This is a genomic window from Micromonospora sp. WMMD1219, assembly GCF_049315215.1.
Classification (GTDB): Bacteria; Actinomycetota; Actinomycetes; order Mycobacteriales; family Micromonosporaceae; genus Micromonospora; species Micromonospora tulbaghiae.
Genome location: NZ_CP186057.1, coordinates 6,442,304 through 6,464,784, shown reverse-complemented (window position 1 = coordinate 6,464,784; position 22,481 = coordinate 6,442,304). Strand labels below are relative to the sequence as shown.

The 22,481-nt window shown below is 73.1% G+C and carries 18 protein-coding genes and 1 pseudogene; 7 read left to right on the top strand and 12 right to left on the bottom strand.

Annotation, left to right across the window (positions count from 1 at the left end; translation table 11 throughout):
- Positions 1–30 precede the first annotated feature (30 nt).
- Positions 31–219, bottom strand: a pseudogene (locus tag ACN27C_RS30165) (hypothetical protein); the annotation flags it as partial.
- A 287-nt stretch (positions 220–506) separates the two neighbouring features.
- Here ACN27C_RS30165 and ACN27C_RS30160 point away from each other — a divergent pair.
- A complete protein-coding gene (locus ACN27C_RS30160; protein WP_120570772.1) occupies positions 507–998 on the top strand; it encodes a winged helix-turn-helix domain-containing protein in 492 nt (163 codons plus the stop codon).
- Between the two features lie 152 nt (positions 999–1,150).
- Here the strand turns inward: ACN27C_RS30160 and ACN27C_RS30155 are convergent, their stop codons facing one another.
- Positions 1,151–5,548: a S8 family serine peptidase gene (locus tag ACN27C_RS30155; protein ID WP_422749653.1), complete on the bottom strand. Its 4,398-nt coding sequence runs from the start codon at positions 5,546–5,548 to the stop codon at positions 1,151–1,153.
- A gap of 259 nt (positions 5,549–5,807) precedes the next feature.
- On the opposite strand from ACN27C_RS30155, the gene ACN27C_RS30150 reads away from it, so the two are divergent.
- Positions 5,808–6,359 carry a winged helix-turn-helix domain-containing protein gene (locus ACN27C_RS30150; protein WP_393157925.1) on the top strand — a complete coding sequence of 184 codons (552 nt, stop codon included), beginning with the start codon at positions 5,808–5,810 and terminating at the stop codon, positions 6,357–6,359.
- Between the two features lie 255 nt (positions 6,360–6,614).
- The gene (locus tag ACN27C_RS30145) at positions 6,615–9,845 is read left to right on the top strand and encodes an Ig-like domain-containing protein (protein WP_422749650.1); all 3,231 of its coding nucleotides are present in this window, start codon (positions 6,615–6,617) and stop codon (positions 9,843–9,845) included.
- 62 nt (positions 9,846–9,907) lie between these two features.
- Here the strand turns inward: ACN27C_RS30145 and ACN27C_RS30140 are convergent, their stop codons facing one another.
- The 3 genes from ACN27C_RS30140 to ACN27C_RS30130 form a co-directional block, all read right to left on the bottom strand.
- Positions 9,908–10,954 (bottom strand): zinc-dependent alcohol dehydrogenase family protein, encoded by a 1,047-nt coding sequence (locus ACN27C_RS30140; RefSeq protein ID WP_422749648.1) that lies wholly within the window; start codon positions 10,952–10,954, stop codon positions 9,908–9,910.
- Positions 10,955–11,411: 457 nt separating this feature from the next.
- Positions 11,412–12,131, bottom strand: a complete 720-nt coding sequence (locus ACN27C_RS30135) for a hypothetical protein (RefSeq protein ID WP_233585416.1) — start codon at positions 12,129–12,131, stop codon at positions 11,412–11,414.
- 5 nt (positions 12,132–12,136) lie between these two features.
- Positions 12,137–12,640, bottom strand: a complete 504-nt coding sequence (locus ACN27C_RS30130) for a SigE family RNA polymerase sigma factor (RefSeq protein WP_120570767.1) — start codon at positions 12,638–12,640, stop codon at positions 12,137–12,139.
- Between the two features lie 136 nt (positions 12,641–12,776).
- On the opposite strand from ACN27C_RS30130, the gene ACN27C_RS30125 reads away from it, so the two are divergent.
- The gene (locus tag ACN27C_RS30125; protein ID WP_357797971.1) at positions 12,777–13,571 is read left to right on the top strand and encodes a DUF3152 domain-containing protein; all 795 of its coding nucleotides are present in this window, start codon (positions 12,777–12,779) and stop codon (positions 13,569–13,571) included.
- Positions 13,572–13,705: 134 nt separating this feature from the next.
- Here the strand turns inward: ACN27C_RS30125 and ACN27C_RS30120 are convergent, their stop codons facing one another.
- The 3 genes from ACN27C_RS30120 to ACN27C_RS30110 are packed head-to-tail and all read right to left on the bottom strand — an operon-like array spanning position 13,706 to position 15,332.
- On the bottom strand, positions 13,706–14,533 hold the full coding sequence (locus ACN27C_RS30120; protein WP_422751688.1) for a DUF72 domain-containing protein: 828 nt from the start codon (positions 14,531–14,533) through the stop codon (positions 13,706–13,708).
- Between the two features lie 29 nt (positions 14,534–14,562).
- Positions 14,563–15,192, bottom strand: a complete 630-nt coding sequence (locus ACN27C_RS30115; protein ID WP_357797969.1) for a hypothetical protein — start codon at positions 15,190–15,192, stop codon at positions 14,563–14,565.
- The gene (locus ACN27C_RS30110; protein WP_422749645.1) at positions 15,189–15,332 is read right to left on the bottom strand and encodes a hypothetical protein; all 144 of its coding nucleotides are present in this window, start codon (positions 15,330–15,332) and stop codon (positions 15,189–15,191) included. Before ACN27C_RS30110 ends, ACN27C_RS30115 begins: the two co-directional genes overlap by 4 nt.
- 198 nt (positions 15,333–15,530) lie before the next feature.
- Here ACN27C_RS30110 and ACN27C_RS30105 point away from each other — a divergent pair, with 198 nt between their 5' ends.
- Entirely contained in the window at positions 15,531–15,956 is a 426-nt protein-coding gene (locus tag ACN27C_RS30105) for a VOC family protein (RefSeq protein WP_120570764.1), read from the top strand.
- 81 nt (positions 15,957–16,037) lie between these two features.
- Here the strand turns inward: ACN27C_RS30105 and prfH are convergent, their stop codons facing one another.
- Both prfH and ACN27C_RS30095 read right to left on the bottom strand, forming a co-directional pair.
- Complete coding sequence (prfH, locus tag ACN27C_RS30100) at positions 16,038–16,643, bottom strand: peptide chain release factor H (RefSeq protein ID WP_121683287.1); 606 nt, start codon at positions 16,641–16,643, stop codon at positions 16,038–16,040.
- The gene (locus ACN27C_RS30095; protein ID WP_350815281.1) at positions 16,640–17,788 is read right to left on the bottom strand and encodes an RNA ligase RtcB family protein; all 1,149 of its coding nucleotides are present in this window, start codon (positions 17,786–17,788) and stop codon (positions 16,640–16,642) included. Before ACN27C_RS30095 ends, prfH begins: the two co-directional genes overlap by 4 nt.
- A gap of 221 nt (positions 17,789–18,009) precedes the next feature.
- Here ACN27C_RS30095 and ACN27C_RS30090 point away from each other — a divergent pair, with 221 nt between their 5' ends.
- Positions 18,010–18,768 (top strand): peptidylprolyl isomerase, encoded by a 759-nt coding sequence (locus ACN27C_RS30090; RefSeq protein ID WP_252454055.1) that lies wholly within the window; start codon positions 18,010–18,012, stop codon positions 18,766–18,768.
- A 70-nt stretch (positions 18,769–18,838) separates the two neighbouring features.
- Positions 18,839–19,816: a DUF2804 domain-containing protein gene (locus tag ACN27C_RS30085; protein ID WP_422749642.1), complete on the top strand. Its 978-nt coding sequence runs from the start codon at positions 18,839–18,841 to the stop codon at positions 19,814–19,816.
- A 46-nt stretch (positions 19,817–19,862) separates the two neighbouring features.
- Here the strand turns inward: ACN27C_RS30085 and ACN27C_RS30080 are convergent, their stop codons facing one another.
- Positions 19,863–21,236, bottom strand: a complete 1,374-nt coding sequence (locus ACN27C_RS30080) for a glycosyl hydrolase family 18 protein (protein WP_422749640.1) — start codon at positions 21,234–21,236, stop codon at positions 19,863–19,865.
- A gap of 122 nt (positions 21,237–21,358) precedes the next feature.
- The gene (locus ACN27C_RS30075) at positions 21,359–22,459 is read right to left on the bottom strand and encodes an L-dopachrome tautomerase-related protein (protein WP_120570757.1); all 1,101 of its coding nucleotides are present in this window, start codon (positions 22,457–22,459) and stop codon (positions 21,359–21,361) included.
- Positions 22,460–22,481 lie beyond the last annotated feature (22 nt).

Here is a 22,481-nt window from a genome sequence, read left to right as displayed (position 1 = left end):
GTCGTCGCCCGCGCCGCGTACCTCCATCCGCCAGCCGAGCCGCCGGGCGGTCAGGCGCATCCGCGCCAGCACCTCGACCGTGACGAGGTCGGGCGCGGTCACCGCGGACACGTCGCACACCACCACGCCCCGGTCGCGGCCGCGCAGCGCCTCGGCCAGTTCGGCGCAGCGGGCCGCGATGTCCGCGCGGGTCGGCGTCCCGTCGGCCAGGCAGAGCATGTGCGTGATCACACGCATTGGACCGCCGTACGTCCCGGCTCTCATCGGTACGCGCGCGGCCCGCGCAATTTGCCTCGAACACCTTGTTGCAGGCAGTTACATCGACGTTAACTGCTATACCAATCATCGGTGCTCGGCTATATGATCCCGGTAGTTCACCCCGAAGCCTCACGAAACTGCAGCTCCCACACCCCTCGGGTCGAACTCCGCAAGCCAGGTGCCTCCGCAACGTCGTGCCTGGCGACCGCCCGGCGTTGTGGTTCGGCCTGCCGGAAAGGTGGGAACGGATGACAGGGCTCCCGTCCTTGGTCATCGGCATCGCGTCCTCGTCGGCCGAGCGCCGACAGCTCGCCCAACTGCTCGGCGGCACCGAGTCGTTCCTGATCGTGTCCAGCGCCCATCAGGCCCGCCGCTTCCTGGACCTGGTACGCCGGCCCGCGCTCGCCCCGGCGCCGCACCCGCCCGCGAGTGACGAGGCGCCGGCCGAGCCGCCCGGACGGGATCTGGCCGTCGACTCCGACCGGCGGGTGCTGCGCTGGCGGGAGCGGGAGATCGGGTTGACGCCGCTGGAGCACGACCTGATCGTCTGTCTGACCGGCACGCCCGGCCAGGTGTGGACGTACGCCCGGCTGCACCGCGCCGTCTGGGGCAACGACCACCTCGGGCGGCGCTCCGACATGCACTCCGTGGTACGCCGCCTCCGCCGCAAGCTGGGCCGCCTGGATGCCCCCGCGACGATCCACGCGGTGCGAGGCGTAGGTTTCCGCCTCACTCCCTGACGCCCCCCCTTCTCGCCGTCGATCTTGCACTTGCGTCCCTCGGGGTGGGGTATTTGTGTGCCTTGCCGGGGCGGTAAGTGCAAGATCGCCGGGAACGTGGGGCGGCCCGCCCGGTGTGTGTGCGCCGGGCGGGCCGTCCTTCGGGTGCTGGGTCAGCAGCGGGTGGGGGAGAGGGTGAAGTCCTCAACGGTGGGCGTGCTGCTGTTGATCTTCGTCTGGCGCGTCTGGGGCTTCCAGCCGTCCTTCGCGACGATCAGCGTCAGCGGGTTGTTGCGCCGGTCCATCCAGTAGGCGTACCGGCCCTCGGCGTCGGTGGTGAACGTGTACGAGTTCGCCCAGGAGTCGACCTGCACGGTCACGCCCGCCAGCGGCGCGGTGGCGCCCTGGCAGCTCTTGCCGGAGACCGTGCCGGACAGCTTGCCCCAGGTGGTCGGCGGCTGCGCGATCATGGTGACCGCCACCGGCTCCACCGTGTACGGGGTGTTCTCCTTGATCACCACGGACGCGGAGTACGTGCCGGGCTGGTCGACGTTCGCGGTCATGCCGACCGTGACGGTGACCTTCTCGCCCGGCGCCAGCGTGACCTTCGACTTGTCGACGGTCAGCCAGCTCACGTCGGCCGCGCCCTCGGCGCACTCGCCGAAGCCGGGCAGGACCTCGCTGTCCTTGGTGGCCGTGAAGCCGCCCGACGAACCGCCGACCTTGTAGAACCCGCAGGCCGCGCCACCCCGGTAGCGGGGGGCGTTGGCGTTGGGCAGGTTGGCCCACGAGTCGGTCGCCGGGTCGAAGGCGAAGCCGGCGTTGGTGATGGCGCCACCCTGCGACCCGCCGACGACCAGGAGCTTGCCGTTGGCGACCGCGTACGAGGCGGCCCAGCTGTCGGCCGGCGCGTCCGGGATGGCGGTCCAGGCTCCCGCACCCGGGTCGAAGGCGTAACCGACCTTCTGCGATGTGGTTCCGTCGTTGCCGCCGGTGCAGTAGACGGTGCCGTCGATCCCGCCGCAGGACAGGAACGCCACCGACTTCGGGTACGCCGGCAGCGTCTCCCAGGCGTCGGCGCCCGGGTCGTACCGCACCACCGAGTTGGCCATCGGCGTGCAGCTCGCGGTGGTGCAGCCGCCGATCGCGTACAGCTTGCCGCCCGCGACCGCCTGGCCGGCCGCCGCGCGCGGCGCCGGGTTGTCGGCCTTGCGGGTCCACGTGTTCGCCGCCGGGTCGTACGAGAAGGTGGCGGCGTCCGGACCGGCGGCGCCCCAGCCACCGGTGGCGATGATCTTGCCGTCGATCACGCCGACCGTCATGGCGTTACGCGCGCCCGGCAGGTCGGCGATGCCGGTCCACGTCTGGGTGATCGGGTCGTACCTGTAGTTCTTGGCGCTCGACGCGGTGCCGTCGCCACCGGCGATGGAGTAGACGGTGCCGTCGACGTTGACGACCCGGTTGTCCATCACGTTCGCCGGGTAGCCCGGGATGGTGGTCCAGGGGTCCGCCTGGGGTGCGGCGGCGGTGATCGCGTTCGACGACTTGCCGGACGAGCGCGCCGCGAACGACGTGGCGGCGGTCAGCCGCTGGACCGGCGCGCCGGTGGAGCCCAGCAGCGCCTGCTCGGACAGCTGGGAGCCGTCGGCCCGTTGCAGCACGAACCCGCCGTCGCGCTCACCGAACTCGGCGGTGACCGGGGCCCCGCCGGTGTTGGTCACGGTGAAGGTCTTGCTGACCTTCCCGCTGGGCATCCGGACCGTGCCGGTGATCGAGGTCGGCTTCACCGACAGCCGGCCGGCGGCGAGCTGGAAGTTGGCCGTGGTGGCCCAGTCCTCCTCGACCGCCACCTGCTTGGTCTGGCTCACGTAGTTGCCGGCGGCGGCGGTGAACGGGTGCGTCCCGGTCAGCGACGAGAACATCCAGTAGAAGCCGTCGGGCAGTTCGGTGTCGTCCGGCGTGGCGACCGTGGTGGCCTTCTCCGCCGGGCGGTCCTTGCTGGTCACCGTGGCGCCGTTGACGTAGCCGTTGTCGTTCTTGTCGCGGACGTGGCCGAGGACGAGGCCGCCGTTCACCGGCTTGCAGACGAGCTTGCTGCCGATGAGCACGTTGTCGACCTGCCACCACCATTCCCAGCTCGCCTCGTAGTAGTGGAAGCGCACCCGCACCTGCGACTGGCCGGCCGCCTGCGGGATCGGCACCTCGGTCACCCGCGGGCCGCGCACGTCGGCGGCCTGCCGGAGCACGTTGCTCCACGTGGTGCCGCCGTCCAGGCTCAGGTCGACGTCCGCGCGGTCGCTGTTGAGCCAGTTGTAGTCCTGGTTGAACCGGATCACCGGCGTGGTCACGCCGGTCAGGTCGACCACCGGGCTGACCAGCGACGTGTCCTGCCGCCCGCCGCTGCCGTAGTTGTCGCTGTCGATGATGGCGAAGTTGCCGCTGCCGCCGGTCAGGTTGCCGCGCTCACCGGCGTCGGTGAACTCCCAGACCTGGCCGGTGCCGGCGTTGTCCACCACGGTCCAGCCGTCCGGGACACCGGTGCCGTCGAACGTCTCGTACTCGCCGTCGGAGCTGACGGTGTAGCCGGGGGCGGTGGTGCACGCCTCCGGGTTCGCCTGCACCGCGATGTTGGCGGTCACGTTGGCCGTGCCGACGGTGACCTCCTTGGTGGTGGTCAGGTAGCCGGCGTACTGCGGCTCGACAGTGAGCCGGTACGTCGCCCCGGACGGCAGTGACAGGCTGTAGCGGCCGGTCGACGGCGTCGTGTAGTCGGAGATCGGCGTGCCCTCGACGCTCACCTTCGCGTACAGCGGCCAGCCGTGCCCGGAACCGTCGGTGACCTGACCGCTGACCGTGACGCTCGCCACCGCGGTGAGCGCGACATCGAGCGTGGTGGTCGTGTTCGCGGTGATCGTCGCGGACAGCGTGCGGGTCGCGTACCCGAACGCCGAGACGACCACCTGGTAGTCGCCGGCCGGCAGGAGCGAGGAGTACGTCCCGTCCGCGCCGGTGGTCAGCGTGCGGTCCGCCGGGCCGGTCAGGGTGACAGTCGCGCCGGCGATCCCGGCGCCGGTGGCGGCGTCGGTGACCTTGCCGGCCAGCGTGCCGTTGTCCCCGATCGGGGCGGCGGCGAGCAGCGCGAGCGCGTCCAGGCGGCCCTCACCGTAGACGTTGTTGTCGTCGGTGGTGCCGCCGCACTGCGAGTCGCCCTTGTCGATCGCCGTGTCGTTGAGCAGCGCGCGGGTCGCCGTGACGTCGCCGACCAGCGTGGGCGCCGCCGACCAGAGCAGCGCGATCGCGCCGGCCAGGTGCGGCGCCGCCATCGAGGTGCCGCTGATGCTGGCGTACGAGTTGGTCGGCACGCTGGAGCGCACGTTCACGCCCGGCGCCGAGATGTTCGGCTTGATCTCGCCGTTCTGCCCGGTGCCCCGGGACGAGAAGCTGGCGATGTTGTTGTTGACGTCGTACGCGCCGGCCGAGTAGTTGCTCGCCAGGCTGCCCGGCGAGCCGCTGGTCTGGCAGGACGGGCCGTTGTTGCCGTTGGACCAGACGCCGAAGATGCCGGAGGCGGTCCAGGCGTCGGTGACGTCCTCCATGAACGGCTCGTTCGACGGCGCCGTGGTGCCCCACGAGTTGTTGATGATGTTGGGTCGCTTGCTGGCGTCCGGGTTCTGCCCGTTGAGGTCGGTGGGCTCCAGCATCCACTGCCCGGAGGAGACCAGCGCGGCGTCCGACGGGCAGCACCCGTTCGCGGCGATCCACTTGACCTCGGGGGCGACACCGATCTGGTTGGCCCCGTCGGCGCCGGCCATGGTGCCCATGGTGTGCGTGCCGTGGCCGTCGGTGTCGCACGGCGCGGTGGCGCACTCGCCCGCCGCGTCGAACCAGTTGTAGTCGTGGTCGAAGGTGCCGTCACCGTTGTTGCCCCGGTAGGCGTTCACCAGCGCCGGGTGGTTGAACTGGACGCCGCTGTCGATGCTGGCCACGGTGATCCCGGCGCCCTTGACGCCGTACTGGGACCAGACGTCGTCGGCGTTGATGTTGGCGATGCCCCACTCCAGGGCGTTCGCGGACTTCTCGTCGGTGCCCGGGGTGGTCTCCGGCAGCTTGTACTCCACCGGTGCGTACAGGCCGTCCACCTCGGAGTGGGCGGCGAAGTTCTGCGCCATGGTCAGCGAGCCGTCGGTGACCTTGATGGCGTTCGTCGCCCAGAAGGTCTGGTACTTCGTGCCCGAGCGGTCCAGCTCGGCGCGGATCTTCGACTGGCTGTCGGCGGCGGTCTTCTTCAGCGCCGCGGCGACGGCGGCGCCGCGCTCGTTCCAGTCCTTGATCGCGGCGGCCTTGCTCAGGTCCGCCTTGGCGCCGAAGTGGATCCAGAAGTCGCCCTCGCTCTTGCCCTGGAGCTGGCGGGTGAGTTCGGGACGGATCTTGTCGCCGGCCGACGCGCCCGCGCCGGTCCCGGCCTGTGCCGCCGTGCCGGTCGCGGCCAGCGCGGTGGCCGCGAGCACCAGGGCCGCGCCCGCGCTCACCAGCCGCCGGGCCGGGCCCCATCTGTGTGGACGTCTCAGCATCGGTGCTGCCTCCTGTTCCGATGACCCGCGGATGATCGAGCCATGGCAGAAGGGCCAGGAGACATGCTCTCCCGACTACGACACCGGTGTGAAAAGAACCCCCCAGGCCCCCTAGGCGCCGTGCGGGTCTGCGCCGGACGCCTGAGTGGACACTATGATCGACAGTGACGAACGATCAATGACCGTACGTGAGCAACATGTCACCAACAGGCCCCCGGATCGGGCGGCCTGTTGACAGTTTTTGTCACGGTGGGGCGCGGTGACGACTGACGGCACGAACGCGGCGAACTCCGGCACCGACCCGCCGGAGCACCCCTTCTCGCTCGTCATCGGGGTGACGTCGTCCCCGGCCGAGCGGCTGCGGCTGACCGAGCTGCTGGACGGCGTCGCGCCCCTTCTGATGGTCGCCGATCTGGACGAGCTACGCGAGTTGATCACGGACGCGCCGGCCCCGGCCGGCGCGCCGGCCCGGCCCGTACCCCGGGACAGGCCCGCGCCGGACGGCGCGCTGGTGATCGACGCGGCCCGGTCGACCGCCCGGTGGGGCAACCGCGAGACCGCCCTGACCCGGCTGGAGCGTGACCTGCTGACCTGCCTGACCGCCGAGCCGGTACGGGTGTGGAGCTACGCCGAACTGCACCACACGGTCTGGCGCGACGCGCCGACACACGGCCGGGCCGACGTGCAGTCCCTGGTCAAGCGGCTGCGCCGCAAGCTCGACGAACTGGGCACCGGCGTCACCATCGCGGCGGTACGCGGCGTCGGCCTGCGGCTCACCGACCACCGCCACCCCCGGGTACGGGGCGACTGACCCACCCCTCGGTTCCGCTGTGGAAGACCGCACGTCGCGGACCGGGCGGGCGCACGGCCGGACGGTGACAGCCGGTGACCCGATCGGTGGAGCCGCGCTGCCGGTGTGGCCGGAATTGATGGCGACCGGTCGATTACCGGTGCGGCACGTATCGCGAGAAGTCTTTGCCTCCTACGGTGGCGTCCGGCACGCGGACGGAGGGGACTCGGGAATCACCCGAGGGGGCCGTCCCGGCGGACAGGGAGAGTTGTCTCGATGCGAGTTTGGCTTCGCGCGGTGGCGGTGCTCGCCGCCGGCGCGATCGTGGTGGCGGGAGTGCCGGCGCTCGCCGCCACCGTCACCGTGCGGGACGCCGGCGTGGCCGGCCACACCGGCGCACAGGCGACCGGAAGCAGCGCCGCGCTCGGCGCCGCGCGCACCACCGCGACCCGTGCGCTGGTCACCCCCGGGGACACCCGGCTGATGCCGACCACGCCCCGCACCGACACGCCGCGGATCACCAACGGCGAGATCACCGACATCGAGGTGATCGGCAACCGCGTCTTCATCGCCGGCACGTTCACCTCGATCGCGAACGTCGGCGGGTCCACCATCGCGCAGCGGTCCCTGGCGTCGTACAACCTGGACACCGGCAAGGTGGACACCGGGTTCAAGCCGGTCATCGACGGCGCGGTCGCCGCGGTGGAGGCGTCGCCGGACGGCTCGTCGCTCTACATCGCCGGCGCGTTCAACACCATCAACGGCGTCACCAAGCGCAAGATCGCCCGGCTGAACCCGACCACCGGCGCGCCGATCGCCGCGTTCACCGCCACCGCCAACGCGCGGGCCACAGCGCTCGCGGTCAGCGGCAACGCGGTCTACGTCGGCGGTCAGTTCGCCACCGTCAACGGGGTCAGCCGCAGCGGCCTGGCCGCGCTCAACCCCAACACGGGCGCCGTCGACACCGGCTTCAACCTGCCGCTGACCGGCGGCATCGGCGTCGGCGGCATGCTCACCGTGCAGCAGCTCAAGCTCACCCACGACCGCAGCAAGCTGCTGGTCGTGCACACCGGCCGCCAGATCGCCGGCCAGGACCGCTACGGCGTGGCGCTCATCGGTACGGCCAGCAAGGCGCTGCTGCCCTGGCGTACCCGGCTGTGGGAGGACAACCTCTCCTTCGTCGGCGGCATCCAGCGGGTCTTCGCCGGTGACATCGCCCCGGACGACTCGTACTTCGTGGTCACCAGCGGCTCCGGCGGTGACCGTCCGCCGATCAACGACACCGCCATCGCGTACTCGCTGACCGGAAACGACCACGTCGAGCCGCTGTGGATCTCCCGGCACTTCGACAGCATCTACTCGGTGGCGATCACCGACACCGCCGTCTACGTCGGCGGTCACTTCAGCTGGCAGGAGTCGCCCACGTCGAACGTGCCGTGGCCCGGCCTGGACAACGTCGGCTACGGCACCGGCCAGGGGCTCAGCGGCTACGGCCTCGGCGACCAGGTGGTCCGCCGCGACCACCTCGGCGCGCTGGACCCGCTCACCGGCACCGCCCTGGAGTGGAACCCCGGTTCCAACTCGTACGAGGGTGAGAAGGCGATGCTCGCCACCTCGCGCGGCCTGCTCGTCGGCGGCGACGGCAACGTCAAGGGCGGCAAGACCACCGGCCGGGTGGCCTTCTTCGACCTCTCCAAGGAGCCCAAGCCGGCGGCGCTGGACACCACCATCACCACGCCGATCGAGGGCGCGGTGAAGCCTGCGGGCGAGTCGTTCACGATCAGCGGCCAGGCGCTCGCCCCGGCCGGCGTGGCCCGGGTCCAGCTGGAGATCCAGGACCGCAACAGCGGCAAGTACCTCCAGGCCGACCTGACCACCTGGGGCGCGTTCAAGGCGATCAACACCACCGTCGCCGCGCCGAACGCCACCTCCACCACGTGGAGCCTGCCGGTGACGCTGCCCGCGGGGGTCTACCAGTTGCAGGCCAAGACGTTCGACCGCAACGGGGCCGGCGACACCACCAAGGCGGTCAAGAAGATCGAGGCGTTCCGCTTCGACGACCTGCCGCCGACGACCCGGATCAGCTCGCCGTCGGCCGGCCTGGTCGCCACGCAGACGTTCGTGGCCTCCGGCACCGCCACCGACGACAAGGGCGTCAACTCGCTGATCTACTCGTTCCGCACCCCGGACAACCGGTACCTGCAGGACGACGGGACCGTCGCCGCCGTCTACAACACCTTCCGCGGCGAGCCGGACGTGATCGGCGCGACGTCCACCACCTGGCAGTACGAGGTCACGCTGCCCACCGAGGGACAGTGGAAGATGACCGCCACCGCCGTCGACACGACCGGGCAGAGCGACCTGCGCGGCGACACCCGCGACTGGACCGTCTCGGCGAACGGCGTACCGCCGACGGTGGCGATCACCTCGCCGGTGGCGATGACGCCGCCGGGCAACGCCGTGCCGTTCACCGTCGCGCCCGGCGGCACCGTCACGTTCGCCGGTACGGCGAGCGACGACGACGCGCTCAAGTCGGTCGAGATCTACCTGCGCAACAACACCACCCGCGAGGCGCTCGCCAGCGACGGTACGTGGGGCGCCGACTCGGTCGCCGGTTACCACCGGATCTCCCCGACCAACCTCGACGCCGCGACGTTCGACTGGTCGTTCACCACGGTGCCGCTCACCCCGGGCGTCTACGACTTCCGGGTACGGGCGACCGACAGGCTCGGCCTGACCACGTCCAGCACCAACATGGGCCGGCTCACCGTCACCGCCCAGGTGCCGGGCGACGCCTTCCCGAACGGGCTGCTCGGCTTCACCGGCACCAACCAGGACATCGACCAGCTGCACCTGGACCTGGCCGGCACGGCGACCGACGACAAGGGTGTGCGGGCGGTCCGGATCGCGCTGCGTGACCTGGACACCGGCCGGTACGTGCAGCCGAACGGCACGATGGCCGCCGCGTTCGCCACGGTCGACGCGACGCTCGCCGCGCCCGGTGCGACCAGCACCGCGTTCACGCTCTCGATCGACCTGCCCACGCGCGGCACGTACAGCGTCGAGGCGTGGGCCGTGGACACCGCCGGTCAGCAGGACAACTCGACGAACGGCGCGACCGCCCGGTACCTCGTCTACCCGGGTGACACCGACCCGACGCTGGAGCCGAGCATCACGCCGGTCGACGGGCAGGCGTACACCGGGGGCCGGATCGTGATCACCGGCCGGGCGGTGGACGACGGCGGGATGCAGAAGGTCGAGGTGCAGATCGGCAACAGCGCCGGGCAGGGCATGAACTCGGCCGGCACGTTCGGCCGGGCGGGCGCGCCGACCAGCTGGCCGTGGATCGCCACGTTCCTCACCAGCCCGGGCTCGCCGGGATCGAACTTCGCGTACACGTCGCCGGTGATCCCGGCCGGCACGTACACGGTGACGATCCGCGGCATGGACAACCGGGGGCAGTACCAGCAGCCGCCCCGTACCGTCACGGTGACCGTCACCGACTGACCGGGCAGGCTCGCGGGCCGGTCCGCGCCGGGTCTCCCGGCGCCGGGCCGGCCCGTGCCCGTTCAGGGACGGATCAGGCACATCCCGGCCGTGGCCGGCCGGTCCATGGTGGCCAGCGCATCCGGCGCGGCGTCCAGGTCGACGGTGCGGGTGACCAGCTCGGCCGGGCGCAGCACCCCGGCGGTGACCAGCCGCAGCATCTCCGGGTACGCGTGCGCCGGCATGCCGTGGCTGCCGCGCAGCTCCAGCTCGTACGCGATCACCAGGTCCATCGGCAGCGCGGGCCGGCCCTGCGCGTCAGGCAGCAGCCCGACCTGCACGTGCCGGCCGCGCCGGCGCAGGCCCTCGATCGACGCCACGCAGGTGGCGTGACTGCCGAGCGCGTCCAGCGACAGGTGGGCACCCCCACCGGTGGCCTCCCGGATCGCGGCGGCCACCTCGCCGGGACCGCCGAGCGTGCTCGCGTCCACGCACACCGCGGCACCGCTGCGGCGGGCCAGCTCCAGCGCGCCGGGCGACACGTCGACGGCCACCACCCGCGCGCCGCTCGCCGCCGCGACCATGACCGCGGACAGGCCGACGCCGCCGCAGCCGTGCACTGCGACCCACTCGCCCGCCGCCACCCGGCCCTGCGCCACGACGGCCCGGAACGCGGTGGCGAACCGGCAGCCGAGCGCGGCGGCTGCCGCCTCGTCCAGCTCGTCCGGCAGCCGGACCAGGTTCACGTCGGCGTGCCGCACCGCGACCAGCTCGGCGAACGAGCCCCACCCGGTGAAGCCCGGCTGGGTCTGCCGCTCGCAGACCTGCTGGTCACCCGCGAGACACGAGGGGCACCGCCCGCACGCGCAGACGAACGGCGCGGTCACCCGGTCGCCGGGCCGCCACCCGCGTACGTCCGCGCCGGCCGCCACGACGACACCGGCGAACTCGTGCCCCGGTACGTGTGGCACTTGGATGTCCGGGTCGTGGCCCTGCCAGCCGTGCCAGTCACTGCGGCACAGGCCGGTCGCGCCGACCCGGACGACCACCCCGTCCGGCGCCGGCACCGGGTCGTCCACCTCCCGGACCTCTGGCCGCACCCCGAACCGCTCGAACACCACCGCACGCATGCCCCCGATCCTCACACCCCCACCCCACGGCCCCCCTCCCACCCCCTCCCACCCCGCCCGCTCCCGGGGCCGCTCCCCGCCCGCCCCCCGCGATCTTGCACTTGCGGCCCTGTCGATGTCGCAGATGTCCCATCTGAACGGGCAGAAAGTGCAAGATCGCCGACGAGGGCCGGTCCCAGGCGCGTCGTGTCCCCATCACCTGAGATGCGTGGTCCGCATCCCGGGAGCAGCCGTAGATCTTGGTACGAGAGCGCCCTCATGGGGGCCGTTCCGTACCAAGATCTACGGGCGGCTCGGGTCGGCGAATCAAGCAGTCCGAGGGCGGAATCCGCTCTCACGCCTCGACCCCCTGACCCCGGTGATCAAGGATTTTGTGTCCTCATCAGGGCCGTATCAGTCCGCAAACTCCTTGATCACCGGGGGGAGGGGACGGGAGAGGGAGGGGAGAAGGAGCGGGCTACAGGCGGCGGCCCTGGGGGTCTCGGGCGGTGATGCCGTCGAGCGGGGTTCCCGGAGCGAGGGTCGCCGGGTCGAACCAGAAGATCACCACCTGTCGGTCCTCGCTCCACCGGGCGAGCTTCGCCTCGACCTGCCGGCCGCCGACTGTCCCGACGATGCGTGCCGCCGGGCCGACGAAGTAGCCGAACGTCGGTACCGACGTGTCCGTGGGCACCCGCTGCTGGTCGTACCCGATCTCGTGGAACCCGGCCCGGCGGTCGCTGCCGGACACGTCGTTGACCAGGAAGTCGGACGTCAGGTGGCCGTCCGGCGCGCGCCGCCCGGCGACCAGGCCGATCGTCACACGTGGCAGTTCCGGCACGTCGACCGGGACCATGAAGAACACGCGCGCGTCGGTGCCGTACCGGATGCCGCTGTCCACGACGGTCCCGAGCGGCCGCAGCGGCGACTCGGTCGGGGCCGGCGCGGCGGTCGGCGTGGGTGGGGGAGTGCCGGTGGACGCGGTGGCGACCGGCTCCCCGGCCGGGAGGTCCGGCGGGCCGGGCCGCGTCGCCACGGCGTCGACCCCGACCGCCACCGCGACCGTCGCCACGGCCGCCGCGACCCCGGCGCCGACCCGCCGGCGGCGGCGCAGTCGGCGTCCCCGGCGCATGATGTCCGCGATGTCCAGGCCGTCGGCCCGTTCGGTCGCCCGCATCGCGCGGCGCAGCTCGTCCATCTCGGTCACCGGCACGTCTCCTGCGGTCGGGGCGCGGACAGACCTGCGGTACGCAGCTTCTCCAGCGCCCGGGACGAGGTGCTCTTGACGGTGCCGACGGACACGTCGAGTTCGCGGGCCACCTGGGCCTCCGGCAGGTCGAAGTAGTGGCGCAGGACGACGACGGCGCGTTCCCGCGCGGTGAGCGTGCCGAGCGCGGTGACCAGCCACCGCCGCGTCGCCACCTCCTCGGCCAGGTCGCCGCCGTGCCGCTCCGGGAGGTCGTCGCTCGGGTACTCGCGGATCGGCCGCCGCCAGGTGTCGACGAGGTGGTTCACCAGCACCGAACGGGCGTAGCCGTACGGGTCGCCGTTGCGGATCCGGGACCAGGACGCGTACGTGCGCACGAGCGCGGTCTGGGCGGCGTCCTCGGCGTGGTGGTGGTTGCCGGTCATGAGGAAGGCGGCATGCGTCAGCCGCGCGGAGGACGCCCGCGCGAACTCGACGAACTCCGCGTCACCCCGGGCCATGCCGGTCCTCTGCACCTCTCACCCCGGTAGGGACGTGCGGGAAGCGGAAAAGGTTGAGTCCCCGCCGGACCAACTTTCGCGACGGGTCACCCGTCCTCATCCCTGCGCCCCCGACCGGGCGCCGAGGGGAGACGAGATGACCAGGACCGTGGACCGGGCACGCGGCGGCGCGGCGGTGATCGCGCTGGCGGTGTCGCTGGCCGGGTGCACACCGGCGGTGGCCGACCAGCCCGCAGTCGCGCTGTCCGAGCCGGCCGGGCCGTCCGCTGCCGCGCCGGCCGCGTCGGCGGCGGCGCCCGTCCGGTCCCGTCCGGCGCGGATCGGCTATCCCGCCGAGGGCGGGAACCGATGGCGGTACGCCGCCGCCGAGCCGGCCACCCCAAGGGGTACGGGCAAGCTGCTGCGCTACCGGGTGGCGGTGGAGCGCGACATCACGGGTCTGCCAGCGGCCGAGTTCGGTGCGGAGGTCACCGGCATCCTCACCGGACCGGGTGGCTGGACGACCGATGGACGGACCGCCCTGCGCCGCGTCGGCGCCCGTGAGCCCGCCGACTTCACCGTCTACCTCGCGACCCCCGGTACGCGCGACGACCTGTGCGGGGACGGGCTGGACCGGTACACGTCCTGCCGCAACGGGGAGCGGGTGGTGGTGAACGTGGCCCGCTGGGTGCTCGGCGCGCCCGCCTACGGGAGCGACCTCGCCGCGTACCGCCGGTACATGGTCAACCACGAGGTCGGCCACCGTCTCGGTCACGGGCACGAGCGCTGCCCGGGGCGGGGGCGTCCGGCGCCGGTGATGCAGCAGCAGACACTCGGCCTGCACGGCTGCACCCCGAACCCGCTGCCGTTCCTGCGCGGCGAGCGGTACGCGGGCCGGTCCGGCGCGTACGACGACCGCCTGCCCCCGCCCGAGGGCGGCCGGCCGGGCTGAGGTCCGGTCCGGCGCCGGGTCTGTGCGGCCGGGCTGCGCGGACTGTCCGGTCGGGCGCGCCTGCGCCCGGCCGGGCCGGCGATCCCGCACGGCGCCCGGAACAGCATGACCGGGCCGGCGATCCCGCACGGCGCTCAGAACAGCGTGGCCGGGCCGACCGGCTCCGGCTCCGGTAACGGCGCGAGCCCGGGCACCCGCTCGCGGACCTGGTCGTGGAAGCGGCGGGCCAGCTCGGGCGCGTCCGCGTTGTCCGGCGTGTGCACGAACACGGTCGGCGAGCGGCCCTCCCGCAGCCAGCCGGTGACCACGTCCAGCCACGGCTGCCAGCCCTCGACGGTGCGGGCCGGGTCGTCCCGGCCCAGGTAGCGCACGACGGGCCGGTCGGTCAGCGCCCGGGTACGCAGCGGCAGGCGCGGCTTGCGCGTCCACGCCTCCCGCTCCGCGTCGCTCGTCGGCGGCGTCCGGAAGAACGCCGTGGTGTCGAACGGGATCCACTCGGCGCCGGCCCGGTCGAGCGTCGCCTCCAGCGCGCGTACCGCACCGGCCTCGGTGAAGAAGGCGGGGTGGCGGACCTCGACGGCATACCGGTGACCGGTGGGCAGCGTGCGCAGGAACCGGTCGAGGTCGGGCACGTCACCGGGGCCGAACGAGCCGGGCAGCTGGATCCAGAGCGCGTCCGCCCGCGGGCCGAGCGGCTCCATCGCGTGCAGGAACGCCCGCAGTTCCGCCTCGCCGCCGGTGAGCCGGCGCTCGTGCGTGACCACCTTCGGCAGCTTCGGCAGGAAACGGAAGCCCGGGTCGGTCTGCTCGGCCCAGGACGCCACCGTCTCCCGGGCCGGGGTCGCGTAGAACGTGGTGTTGCCCTCCACCGCGTCGCACCACCCGGCGTACGCGCGCAGCCGCTCGTGCGCGGGCAGCGGGTGCGGCAGGAAGCGGCCGGACCAGGACTTGTGCGTCCACATGGCACAGCCCACGTGCAGGCGCAGCCCGGTCACCGGTAGGGCCAACTTGTCGAGCCGCCGCGCAGAGCCGCCTCCCGGTTCCATTTCCGGGTGAGGTACAGCGCGAGGCAGCCGAGGCCGGCGAGCACCGGGGCGAGCAGCATGAGCAGCAGTCCGGCGCCGAGCCGGAACCGGTCGCTCTGGATGCCCTTGGCGGTGGTCAGCGCGAACGCCTCCGCACCGGCGCCGGTGCAGCTCACGAAGTCGGTCTCCATCCAGCCGGTGCCCTCGGTGGCCAGCACCGGAGTGAACTGCCGGGGTTCGCCGCGGTCGCGCATCACCGCCGCGGTCCCCTCGGGCCGGGCCCCGGTCAGCTCCCTGGACCGCTGCTCGCCGGTGGAGTAGACCCGGCTCTTCGCGGTGCACCGGACGGTGGCGGGGTCCACAGTGGCGGGGGCGGCGAGGATCAGGATGTTGCCGGGGCGTACGCCGGTGTCCCGCACCTTGATCTCGGCGCCGGGGGCGAACTCGGCGGCGGCGGAGAAGGTCGACGCGGCCGCGAACGGACCCGTCTGGGTCAGCAGGGCGAGGCCGAGGAACCCGGCCAGCAGGAACCCGCCCCAGCCGACGAAGATCCACATCGCGACCACGGCGCGGAAGCGCTGCACGAGCGGGTTCACCGGACGCGGTCCATGTCGCAGGCGCCGTCGGCGACCTGTCCGGGGTCGGAGGAGTACACGCTGCGCTTGGCGCCGCAGGAGGCGAGCGAGAGGGCCACTGTCGCCAGCGTCGCCGCCAGACCGGTCCTTCTCCGTCGCATCCGTCCTCCTCGCGCGCCACGTCGGCGGGCTGGGGCCGCCCGTCCGCCGCGCCCACGGTAGCCGGACCGGTCAGCGACGACGGATCGGGCCGCGACCGCCGGGCGTCACCGCGTCGGATCGGGTCGCGACCGGCGGGGCGTCACCGCGGCGGATTGCGCCGCGACCGGCGGGGCAAGAGGAGGCCGGAGGTGGTGACGATGACCGACGGACCGGGTCTGCGGCTGTGCCAGGTGGTGCTGGACTGCACCGACGCGCGCGCCCTGGCCGAGTTCTACCGCGCGCTGCTGGGCCTGGTCTACCGGCCCGGTGACGAGCCACCGGCGGCCGGGGAACCGGACGAGCGCGGCCGGGACTGGCTGGTGCTGCGGACCGCGGAGGGCGCGCCGCAACTGGCCTTCCAGCAGGTCGACCGGCTGCCGGAGGCGACCTGGCCGGAGGGGGAGGTGCCGCAGCAGTTGCACCTCGACCTGACCGTGCCGTCGGTGGCCGAGCTGGACCGGCAGCACGAGCGGGTGCTCGCGCTCGGCGGGCGGCTGCTGCGGGACCGGTCCGACGACCCGGACGAGCCGCTACGGGTGTACGCCGACCCGGCCGGCCACCCGTTCTGCGTCTTCGTCGCGTGAGGCCGGACGCCGACGGTGGAGCCGGCCGCCGACGGTGGAGCCGGCCCCCGACGGCGGGCACGGGTCACGGCCCGGCCCGCCCTACGGCCGCTCCACCCGTACCGGGTCGCCGCGCACGAGGTCGTCGTGGATCCGCCACCGGGCGTCGACGCCCGCGCGCCGGGCCGCCTCGTCGTCGGCGGCGATCCGCTGCCGCAGCAGCTCGACCGCGATACGGCGGTTGAGGTGCAGGTGCCGTTCGGTGTCGACCACCACGGTCCGGCCCGACGGGCGGTGTGTGGCCCGGACGGCGGTGCTGGCCTTGTTGCGGTGCTGGCCGCCCGGCCCGCCGGTACGGCACGGCACGAACTCGATGTCGGCCTCGTCGAACGGCGTGACCACCACGTCGGTCCGGCACGTCCGCGCGGCGACGTACCAGTTCTTCCGTCCGTGACCCGTCCGGTACGGGCTGGGCGCCTGCCAGCAGAGCGTGCCGGTCCACCCGGCCGCGAACGCCTCCGCCCCGGCGCCGGTGATCCGGACCAGCACCGACCGGTAGGTGCCGGCCCGGTCGCCGGCCACCGTCTCGACCCGGTCGGTACGCAGGCCCCGCCGGGTCGCCTCGCCCTCCAGGCGGGACAGCAGCCGGGCCAGCGCCCACGCGCACTCGGCCGGTCCGCGTCCGGCGGACAGCAGCAGCTCGGTCACCTGCGGCCCTTCCGGCGCTCGTCGCGACGACCCACGTCCGGCGTCTTGTAGGTGACCAGCGGAACCGTCGTGGTGACCGGGGTGGCGAGGTCGTGCGCCACCAGGTCGCCGATCACCTGCTCGATGCGCTTGTACGCGGTGGGCGCCTCCTCGAACAGCAGCTGCCGGTCGCCGCACACCACGATCGAGCCGACCGGCGTACGGCGCAGCTCCTCGACGGTGTGCTTGGCCCGGCCCCGGCGCAGCGCGTCGGCGCGGGACATCTTGCGCCCGGCGCCGTGCGCCACCGAGTAGCCGGCCTCCGGCCCGGCGTGCGCCGCCACCAGGTAGGAGGGCGTGCCGCGGGTGCCGGCGATCAGCACGTCCCGGCCGTCGCCCGGCGCCGCGCCCTTGCGGTGCAGGTAGCGCCCGTCGCGGATCTCGACCAGGTTGTGGCACTGGTCGACGACCGGCTCGGTCGGTTCGGCGCCGAGCGCGTACGCGACCCGCGCGGCCAGCAGCCGCCGGTTGAGCGAACCCCACCGCACCGCGGCGTCGTGCCGGGCCAGGTAGGCGTCCGGGTCGGGTGCGGGGCCGGCGCCGTGCGCCTCGGTGTGCTCGCGCAGGATCCGTTCGCCGAGCCCGCGCGAGCCGGAGTGCACGACGAGCACCAGGTCGCCGGCGTCCAGCCCGAGCCGCGCGGCGTGCTCCGCCGCGAGGACGGGCCCGACGCGGGCCAGCTCGACGAAGTGGTTGCCGCGCCCGACCGTGCCGAGCCCGTCGAGGTGACCGGCCGGGATCTCGCCGTCCAGCATCGACCACGCCGGGTCGTCGGTGTCCGGGTCGAGCGCCCGGTCCAGGTCGGGGAACCGGGCGGCGAGCCGTTCGGGTACGACCCGGCGCAGCGCGATCGGGAAGACCGCGATGCCGCACCCGATGTCGGAGCCGACCAGGAACGGGTAGAGCACCGTCGAGGACATCGCGGCGCCGATCGGCGCGCCCTTGCCGGGGTGCAGGTCCGGCATGGCGGCGACGTGCGCCATGCCGTCCAGGGCGGCGACCTGCCGGCACTGGTCGAGCGCGGCGGACTCGATCCAGCTGCCGGGGGAGGAGAAGACGGAGACGGTGGCGGGCACGACGGCCCGCCCGGAGGGGTACGCGGACACAGACGCTCGTTTCTGGGGAAGAACGCGGAGAACGGCGGGCGGCAGGCGGCGAGGGCCTGCGGGCTGGGGTGCGATCCGTCAGAACGTCATGCCGCTCAGCCTCCCGGAGGCGGCCAGGGCCGGCAACCGACTTTCGACCCGCCGAGCGCCCGCGTCGACATCGTCCCACCCGATCCATAGACTCCGGTCGTTCTGGTACCACGAGTCCAGGGAGGACCACCGTGTCGAGCGAGACCCGAACGCACGCCGCCTTACCCCTGCTGGCCCGCCTCGCCGGGGTGAGCCTGGCCGCCGCGACGATCGTCGCCGCCGCAGGTGTCGCCGCGACCGCGGCGCCCGCCGCCGATCCCGCGCCGACCAAGGGACCGTGCGCGTACACGCCCACGCCGGACGAGCCGGCCGCCCGTCCGGTGCCGCTGCCGCCGGACCCGCGCCGGACGCCGGACCGGGGCACCGTGCGGGTCACGCTGCGCACCAACCAGGGACCGATCGGGCTGACGCTGGACCGCGAGCAGGCGCCGTGCACCGTGCAGAGCTTCCTGCACCTGGTGCGGAAGCGCTTCTACGACCGGACGCCCTGCCACCGGCTCACCGCGTACCCGACGCTCACGGTCCTCCAGTGCGGCGACCCGTCCGGCACCGGCGAGGGCGGCCCGGGCTACCGCTACCGCGACGAGCTGCCCACCGACCTGCCGCCCGCGCCGACCGACCCGACCGGCGTACGCCGCCTGTACGCGCGCGGCACGCTCGCCATGGCCAACGCCGGCCCGGACACCAACGGCAGCCAGTTCTTCCTGGTCCAGGCCGACTCCGCGCTGCGCCCGAACTACACCGTGTTCGGGCAGGTCGACGCGGCCGGGCTGGCCACGCTGGACCGGATCTCGGCCGGCGGCATCGCGCCCACCCCGGAGGATCCGGCTCCGGTCGACGGCGCCCCGGCGGTGCCGGTGGAGATCTGCCGCGCCAAGCAGGGACGCTGACGCGACGGCCCGGCGGGACGGCCGTCCAGGCCGCCCGCCGGGCCCGCGCCGCCCTCGGTAGCCTGCGGCGATGACGCATGAGCGGGAGATCACCGAGCCGGTCGACCTGTGCCGGCCGGACGGGCGGCTGAACCCGAACGCGGTCGGCTGGAGCCGCCGGCCACTGCACCGGGCGAACCTGCGTGGCTGGGGCCGGGCCAAGCGGTGGGAGCACTGGGGCGTGGTCACGCCGACGCACATCCTCGGCCTGGTCGCCTCGTCGCTCGACTACGCCGGGGTGCAGAGCCTCTACCTGCTCGACCGGCGCACCGGCCGGGAGACCACGGCGGAGGCGGTGGTGCCGTTCGCCCGGGGCACCGTGCTGCCGCCGGTCAGTGGTGCCGGTCCGGTCCGCGCCCGGGGCGGGAAGCTGACCGTCGCGGTGGACCAGGGCCCGGACGGCAGCACGGTGCGGGCGAGCGCGCCCGGCGTCGAGGTGGACCTGACCGTGCCGCTGCCGCCGGGGCACGAGTCGCTCGGCGTGGTGGTGCCGTGGAGCACCCGACGGTTCCAGTACACGGTCAAGGACATCGGCCGGCCGGTGCACGGTACGCTCACCGTGGACGGCACGGCGTATCCGGTGGGGGAGGGATCGTACGCGGCGCTCGACCACGGCCGGGGCAAGTGGCGGTACGCGGTGCGGTGGAACTGGGCGGCCGGCAGCGGCCCGGGCCGGTCGATCCAGCTCGGCGGCACGTGGACCGACGGCACCGGCTCGACCGAGAACGCGGTCTTCGTCGACGGGCGGCTGCACAAGATCGGCACGGACCTGACCTGGGAGTACGACCGCGCCGACTGGCTGCGGCCGTGGCGGATCAGCGGCGACCGGGTGGACGTCACGTTCCACCCGTTCCACGAGCGGGTGGCGCGTACCAACCTGGTCGTGCTGGCCGGGGAGACGCACCAGTGCTTCGGGCGCTTCACCGGCTGGGCGGCGACCGACGACGGTGAGCGCGTGGATCTGGACGGCCTGGTCGGATGGGCCGAGGAGGCCCGCAACCGCTGGTGAGGCCGGTCCCCGCCGGGTGGGACAGCCCGGCGGGGAGCCCTGGGGGTCAGGCCGGCAGCCGCCAGACCTGGTTGGCGCCGCCGAAGCAGTCCCAGATCTGCAGCCGGGTGCCGTTGGCGGAGCTGTTGCCGGTGGCGTCCAGGCACCGGCCCGACGCGGGGTTGCGCAGCGTGCCGTTGCTCTGCGCCTGCCAGACCTGGGCGCCGGTGCCGTTGCAGTCCCACAGCTGGATCTTCGTGCCGTTCGCGGTGCCGGCGCTCGTCACGTCCAGGCACTTGCCCAGCGCCCGCAGCGTGCCGTCGCCGCCGACGGTCCAGCTCTGCGCGGCGGTGCCGTTACAGCCGTACAGCTGGATCGCGGTGCCGTTGGCGGTGCTCGCGGCGGCCACGTCCACGCAGGCGCCGCCGATGCCGGTGACCGGCCCGGTACGCCCGGCCGGCGGCGGGTTGCCGCCGCCGGTGACGGTGTCGTAGATCGCGCTGACCAGCGACGTCGAACCGGTGGTGTCCTGCGACAGCTCCCAGTTCATCATCCCGCCGGCGTTCGCCATGGCCCACTGCGTCTTGCGCTTGACGGTCGGTACGCCGTTGTAGCACTGCTGCGCGCCGCCGACTGTGGTGCAGTCCCGGTTGGCGTTGGCCGGGTCCATGCCGACCAGCGCCGAGTAGGTGTAGTAGCCGGGGCGGCTGTAGAAGGGCACGCCGAGCACCGCCTTGGCGGCGGGCAGGCCGCGTGACTTCCACCTGTTGATGCTGGCGATCGACCAGTCGTAGCCGGCGTGCGGGCTGCCGCCGTCGTACGCCATGATGTTCAGCCAGTCCACCGAGCCGAAGACGGCGGTGGACACCCCGTCGACGTAGTAGCCCTCGGAGACCACGGCGGCGGTGAGCAGCTTGCCACGGCTGTGCAGGGCGCTGCCGAGCTGCTGCATGAGCAGCGTGTAGTTGTTCGCCGAGGCGCCCGAGTCGGGGTACTCCCAGTCCATGTCCACGCCGTCGAGGTTGTACTGGTCGACGAACGCGATCAGGTTGTTGACGAACGCGCTGCGCGAGCCGGAGTTGGCGGCGAGCGCCTCGAACGCGGAGTCGTCGCCGTCGTTCCAGCCGCCCACGGCGATGGAGACCTTGACGTTGTTGGCGTGCCCGAGCGACACGAGCGAGGAGAGCTTGCTCGGGTTCTCCACCGGGCGCAGGCTGCCGTCGCCGTTGGGGAGCACGAACGCGTAGTTGATGTGGGTGAGCTTGCCGTACTGGACGGTGTTGACGTTGCCGCTCCAGGACGGCATGTAGCCGACGCTCTTGAAGTTGTTCGGCAGCACCGCGGCCTCGGCGGCGGTCGGGGCGAGGGTGAGCGTCGCGGCGGTGGTGGCCAGCGCGAGCGCACCGGCGGCGAGGCGCCGCCGGAGGTGAGGTCTGGGCATCGAGGGCCTTCCCGGGGGACGGGGGCGGATGGGGGTCTTCCTCGAGGTGGCCCAAATATTAAAGAGTATTAACTAAGGCGTCAACGACACACTTCGATACGTGACGCGGCGTGCGCCCTCGGTCAGCGCAGCAGCACCGGCCCGGCGTCGATCGGCACCCGGAACAGCGCGTACGGCTTGCGCCGCAGATCCCGTCCGCCCTGGTAGGTCGCCTGCCGGTGCAGCTGGTTCGCGGTGACGTAGAGGTGGCCGTCGACTGCTACCGACATGGTGTCCGGCCAGAGCAGGCGCGGATCGTGCACCACCGTCTCGAACTCCCCGTCCGGGCGGCGTCGCAGCACCGCGTCGTGCTCGTACGCGGTCAGGTAGAGCGCTCCGGAGTCGTCGGTCTCCAGACCGTCGGAGCCGGTGCCCTTGTCGCCCTCGTCCACCACCGTGGCGGCCACCTGGTCGTCGCCGAGCGACCGGTCGGCGAGCGCGTCGGTGGCCACGCTGTACCAGCGGCGCGAGGCGAGCGGGCAGTAGTACAGCCGGGCGCCGTCGGCGGAGATCGCGATGCCGTCCGCGCCCATCGACACCGGCTTCGCCGGCCCGTCGGCCGGGCGTTGCAGGAACGGCCGCCCCTCCACCACCGGCCGGAACGCCGACAGCGGTTCGGCCTTGGTGGACGGGTGCTCGTGCAGCCGGCGCCAGGACTCCCCGGTGGCGAGGTCAACCACGATGAGACCGTTCGGACCGGAGTCGGAGGAGTCGGTGATGTAGGCCAGGCCCGCCTCGCCGCGGCGCAGGTCGAACCGGACGTCGTTGAGGTACGTCGTGGGCAGCGCCACGTCGGCCGGGAAGGTGATCACCTGTCCGACGGAGTCGGTGTCCAGGTCGACGCGGACCAGCTTCGGCCCGCCCGGCTTCGTGGGCTGGAACATCGGGCTGCCGGTGTCGAGCACCCAGAGACGGTCGGCCGGGTCGACCACGATGCTCTGCACCGAGACGAACGCGCCCGCGTCGTCGTCGCCGGACGGATCGTTCCAGTCCCGGTCGGGGAACGGCACCTCACGGCCGTCGCGCAGCTCCACGACGGTGGCCGGCACCTCGTCGCCCCACTTCGGGAAGTTGACGAAGATCCGGCCGGTGTGCGACACGCTCACCCCGGTCGGCATCGCCCCGGTGAAGGTGTGCACCAGTTCCAGCTCGCCGACCGGTTCGTCGGCCACAGGCCCGTTCATCCACTGCTCGTTCCCGGGCGGG

Coding starts and splice junctions, on each gene's coding strand:
- ACN27C_RS30160 (WP_120570772.1), top strand. CDS start 507: ATGACAGGGCTCCCGTCCTTGGTCATCGGCATCGCGTCCTCGTCGGCC.
- ACN27C_RS30155 (WP_422749653.1), bottom strand. CDS start 5,548: ATGCTGAGACGTCCACACAGATGGGGCCCGGCCCGGCGGCTGGTGAGC.
- ACN27C_RS30145 (WP_422749650.1), top strand. CDS start 6,615: ATGCGAGTTTGGCTTCGCGCGGTGGCGGTGCTCGCCGCCGGCGCGATC.
- ACN27C_RS30140 (WP_422749648.1), bottom strand. CDS start 10,954: ATGCGTGCGGTGGTGTTCGAGCGGTTCGGGGTGCGGCCAGAGGTCCGG.
- ACN27C_RS30135 (WP_233585416.1), bottom strand. CDS start 12,131: ATGGACGAGCTGCGCCGCGCGATGCGGGCGACCGAACGGGCCGACGGC.
- ACN27C_RS30130 (WP_120570767.1), bottom strand. CDS start 12,640: ATGGCCCGGGGTGACGCGGAGTTCGTCGAGTTCGCGCGGGCGTCCTCC.
- ACN27C_RS30125 (WP_357797971.1), top strand. CDS start 12,777: ATGACCAGGACCGTGGACCGGGCACGCGGCGGCGCGGCGGTGATCGCG.
- ACN27C_RS30120 (WP_422751688.1), bottom strand. CDS start 14,533: ATGTGGACGCACAAGTCCTGGTCCGGCCGCTTCCTGCCGCACCCGCTG.
- ACN27C_RS30110 (WP_422749645.1), bottom strand. CDS start 15,332: ATGCGACGGAGAAGGACCGGTCTGGCGGCGACGCTGGCGACAGTGGCC.
- ACN27C_RS30105 (WP_120570764.1), top strand. CDS start 15,531: ATGACCGACGGACCGGGTCTGCGGCTGTGCCAGGTGGTGCTGGACTGC.
- ACN27C_RS30085 (WP_422749642.1), top strand. CDS start 18,839: ATGACGCATGAGCGGGAGATCACCGAGCCGGTCGACCTGTGCCGGCCG.
- ACN27C_RS30080 (WP_422749640.1), bottom strand. CDS start 21,236: ATGCCCAGACCTCACCTCCGGCGGCGCCTCGCCGCCGGTGCGCTCGCG.
- ACN27C_RS30075 (WP_120570757.1), bottom strand. CDS start 22,459: ATGAACGGGCCTGTGGCCGACGAACCGGTCGGCGAGCTGGAACTGGTG.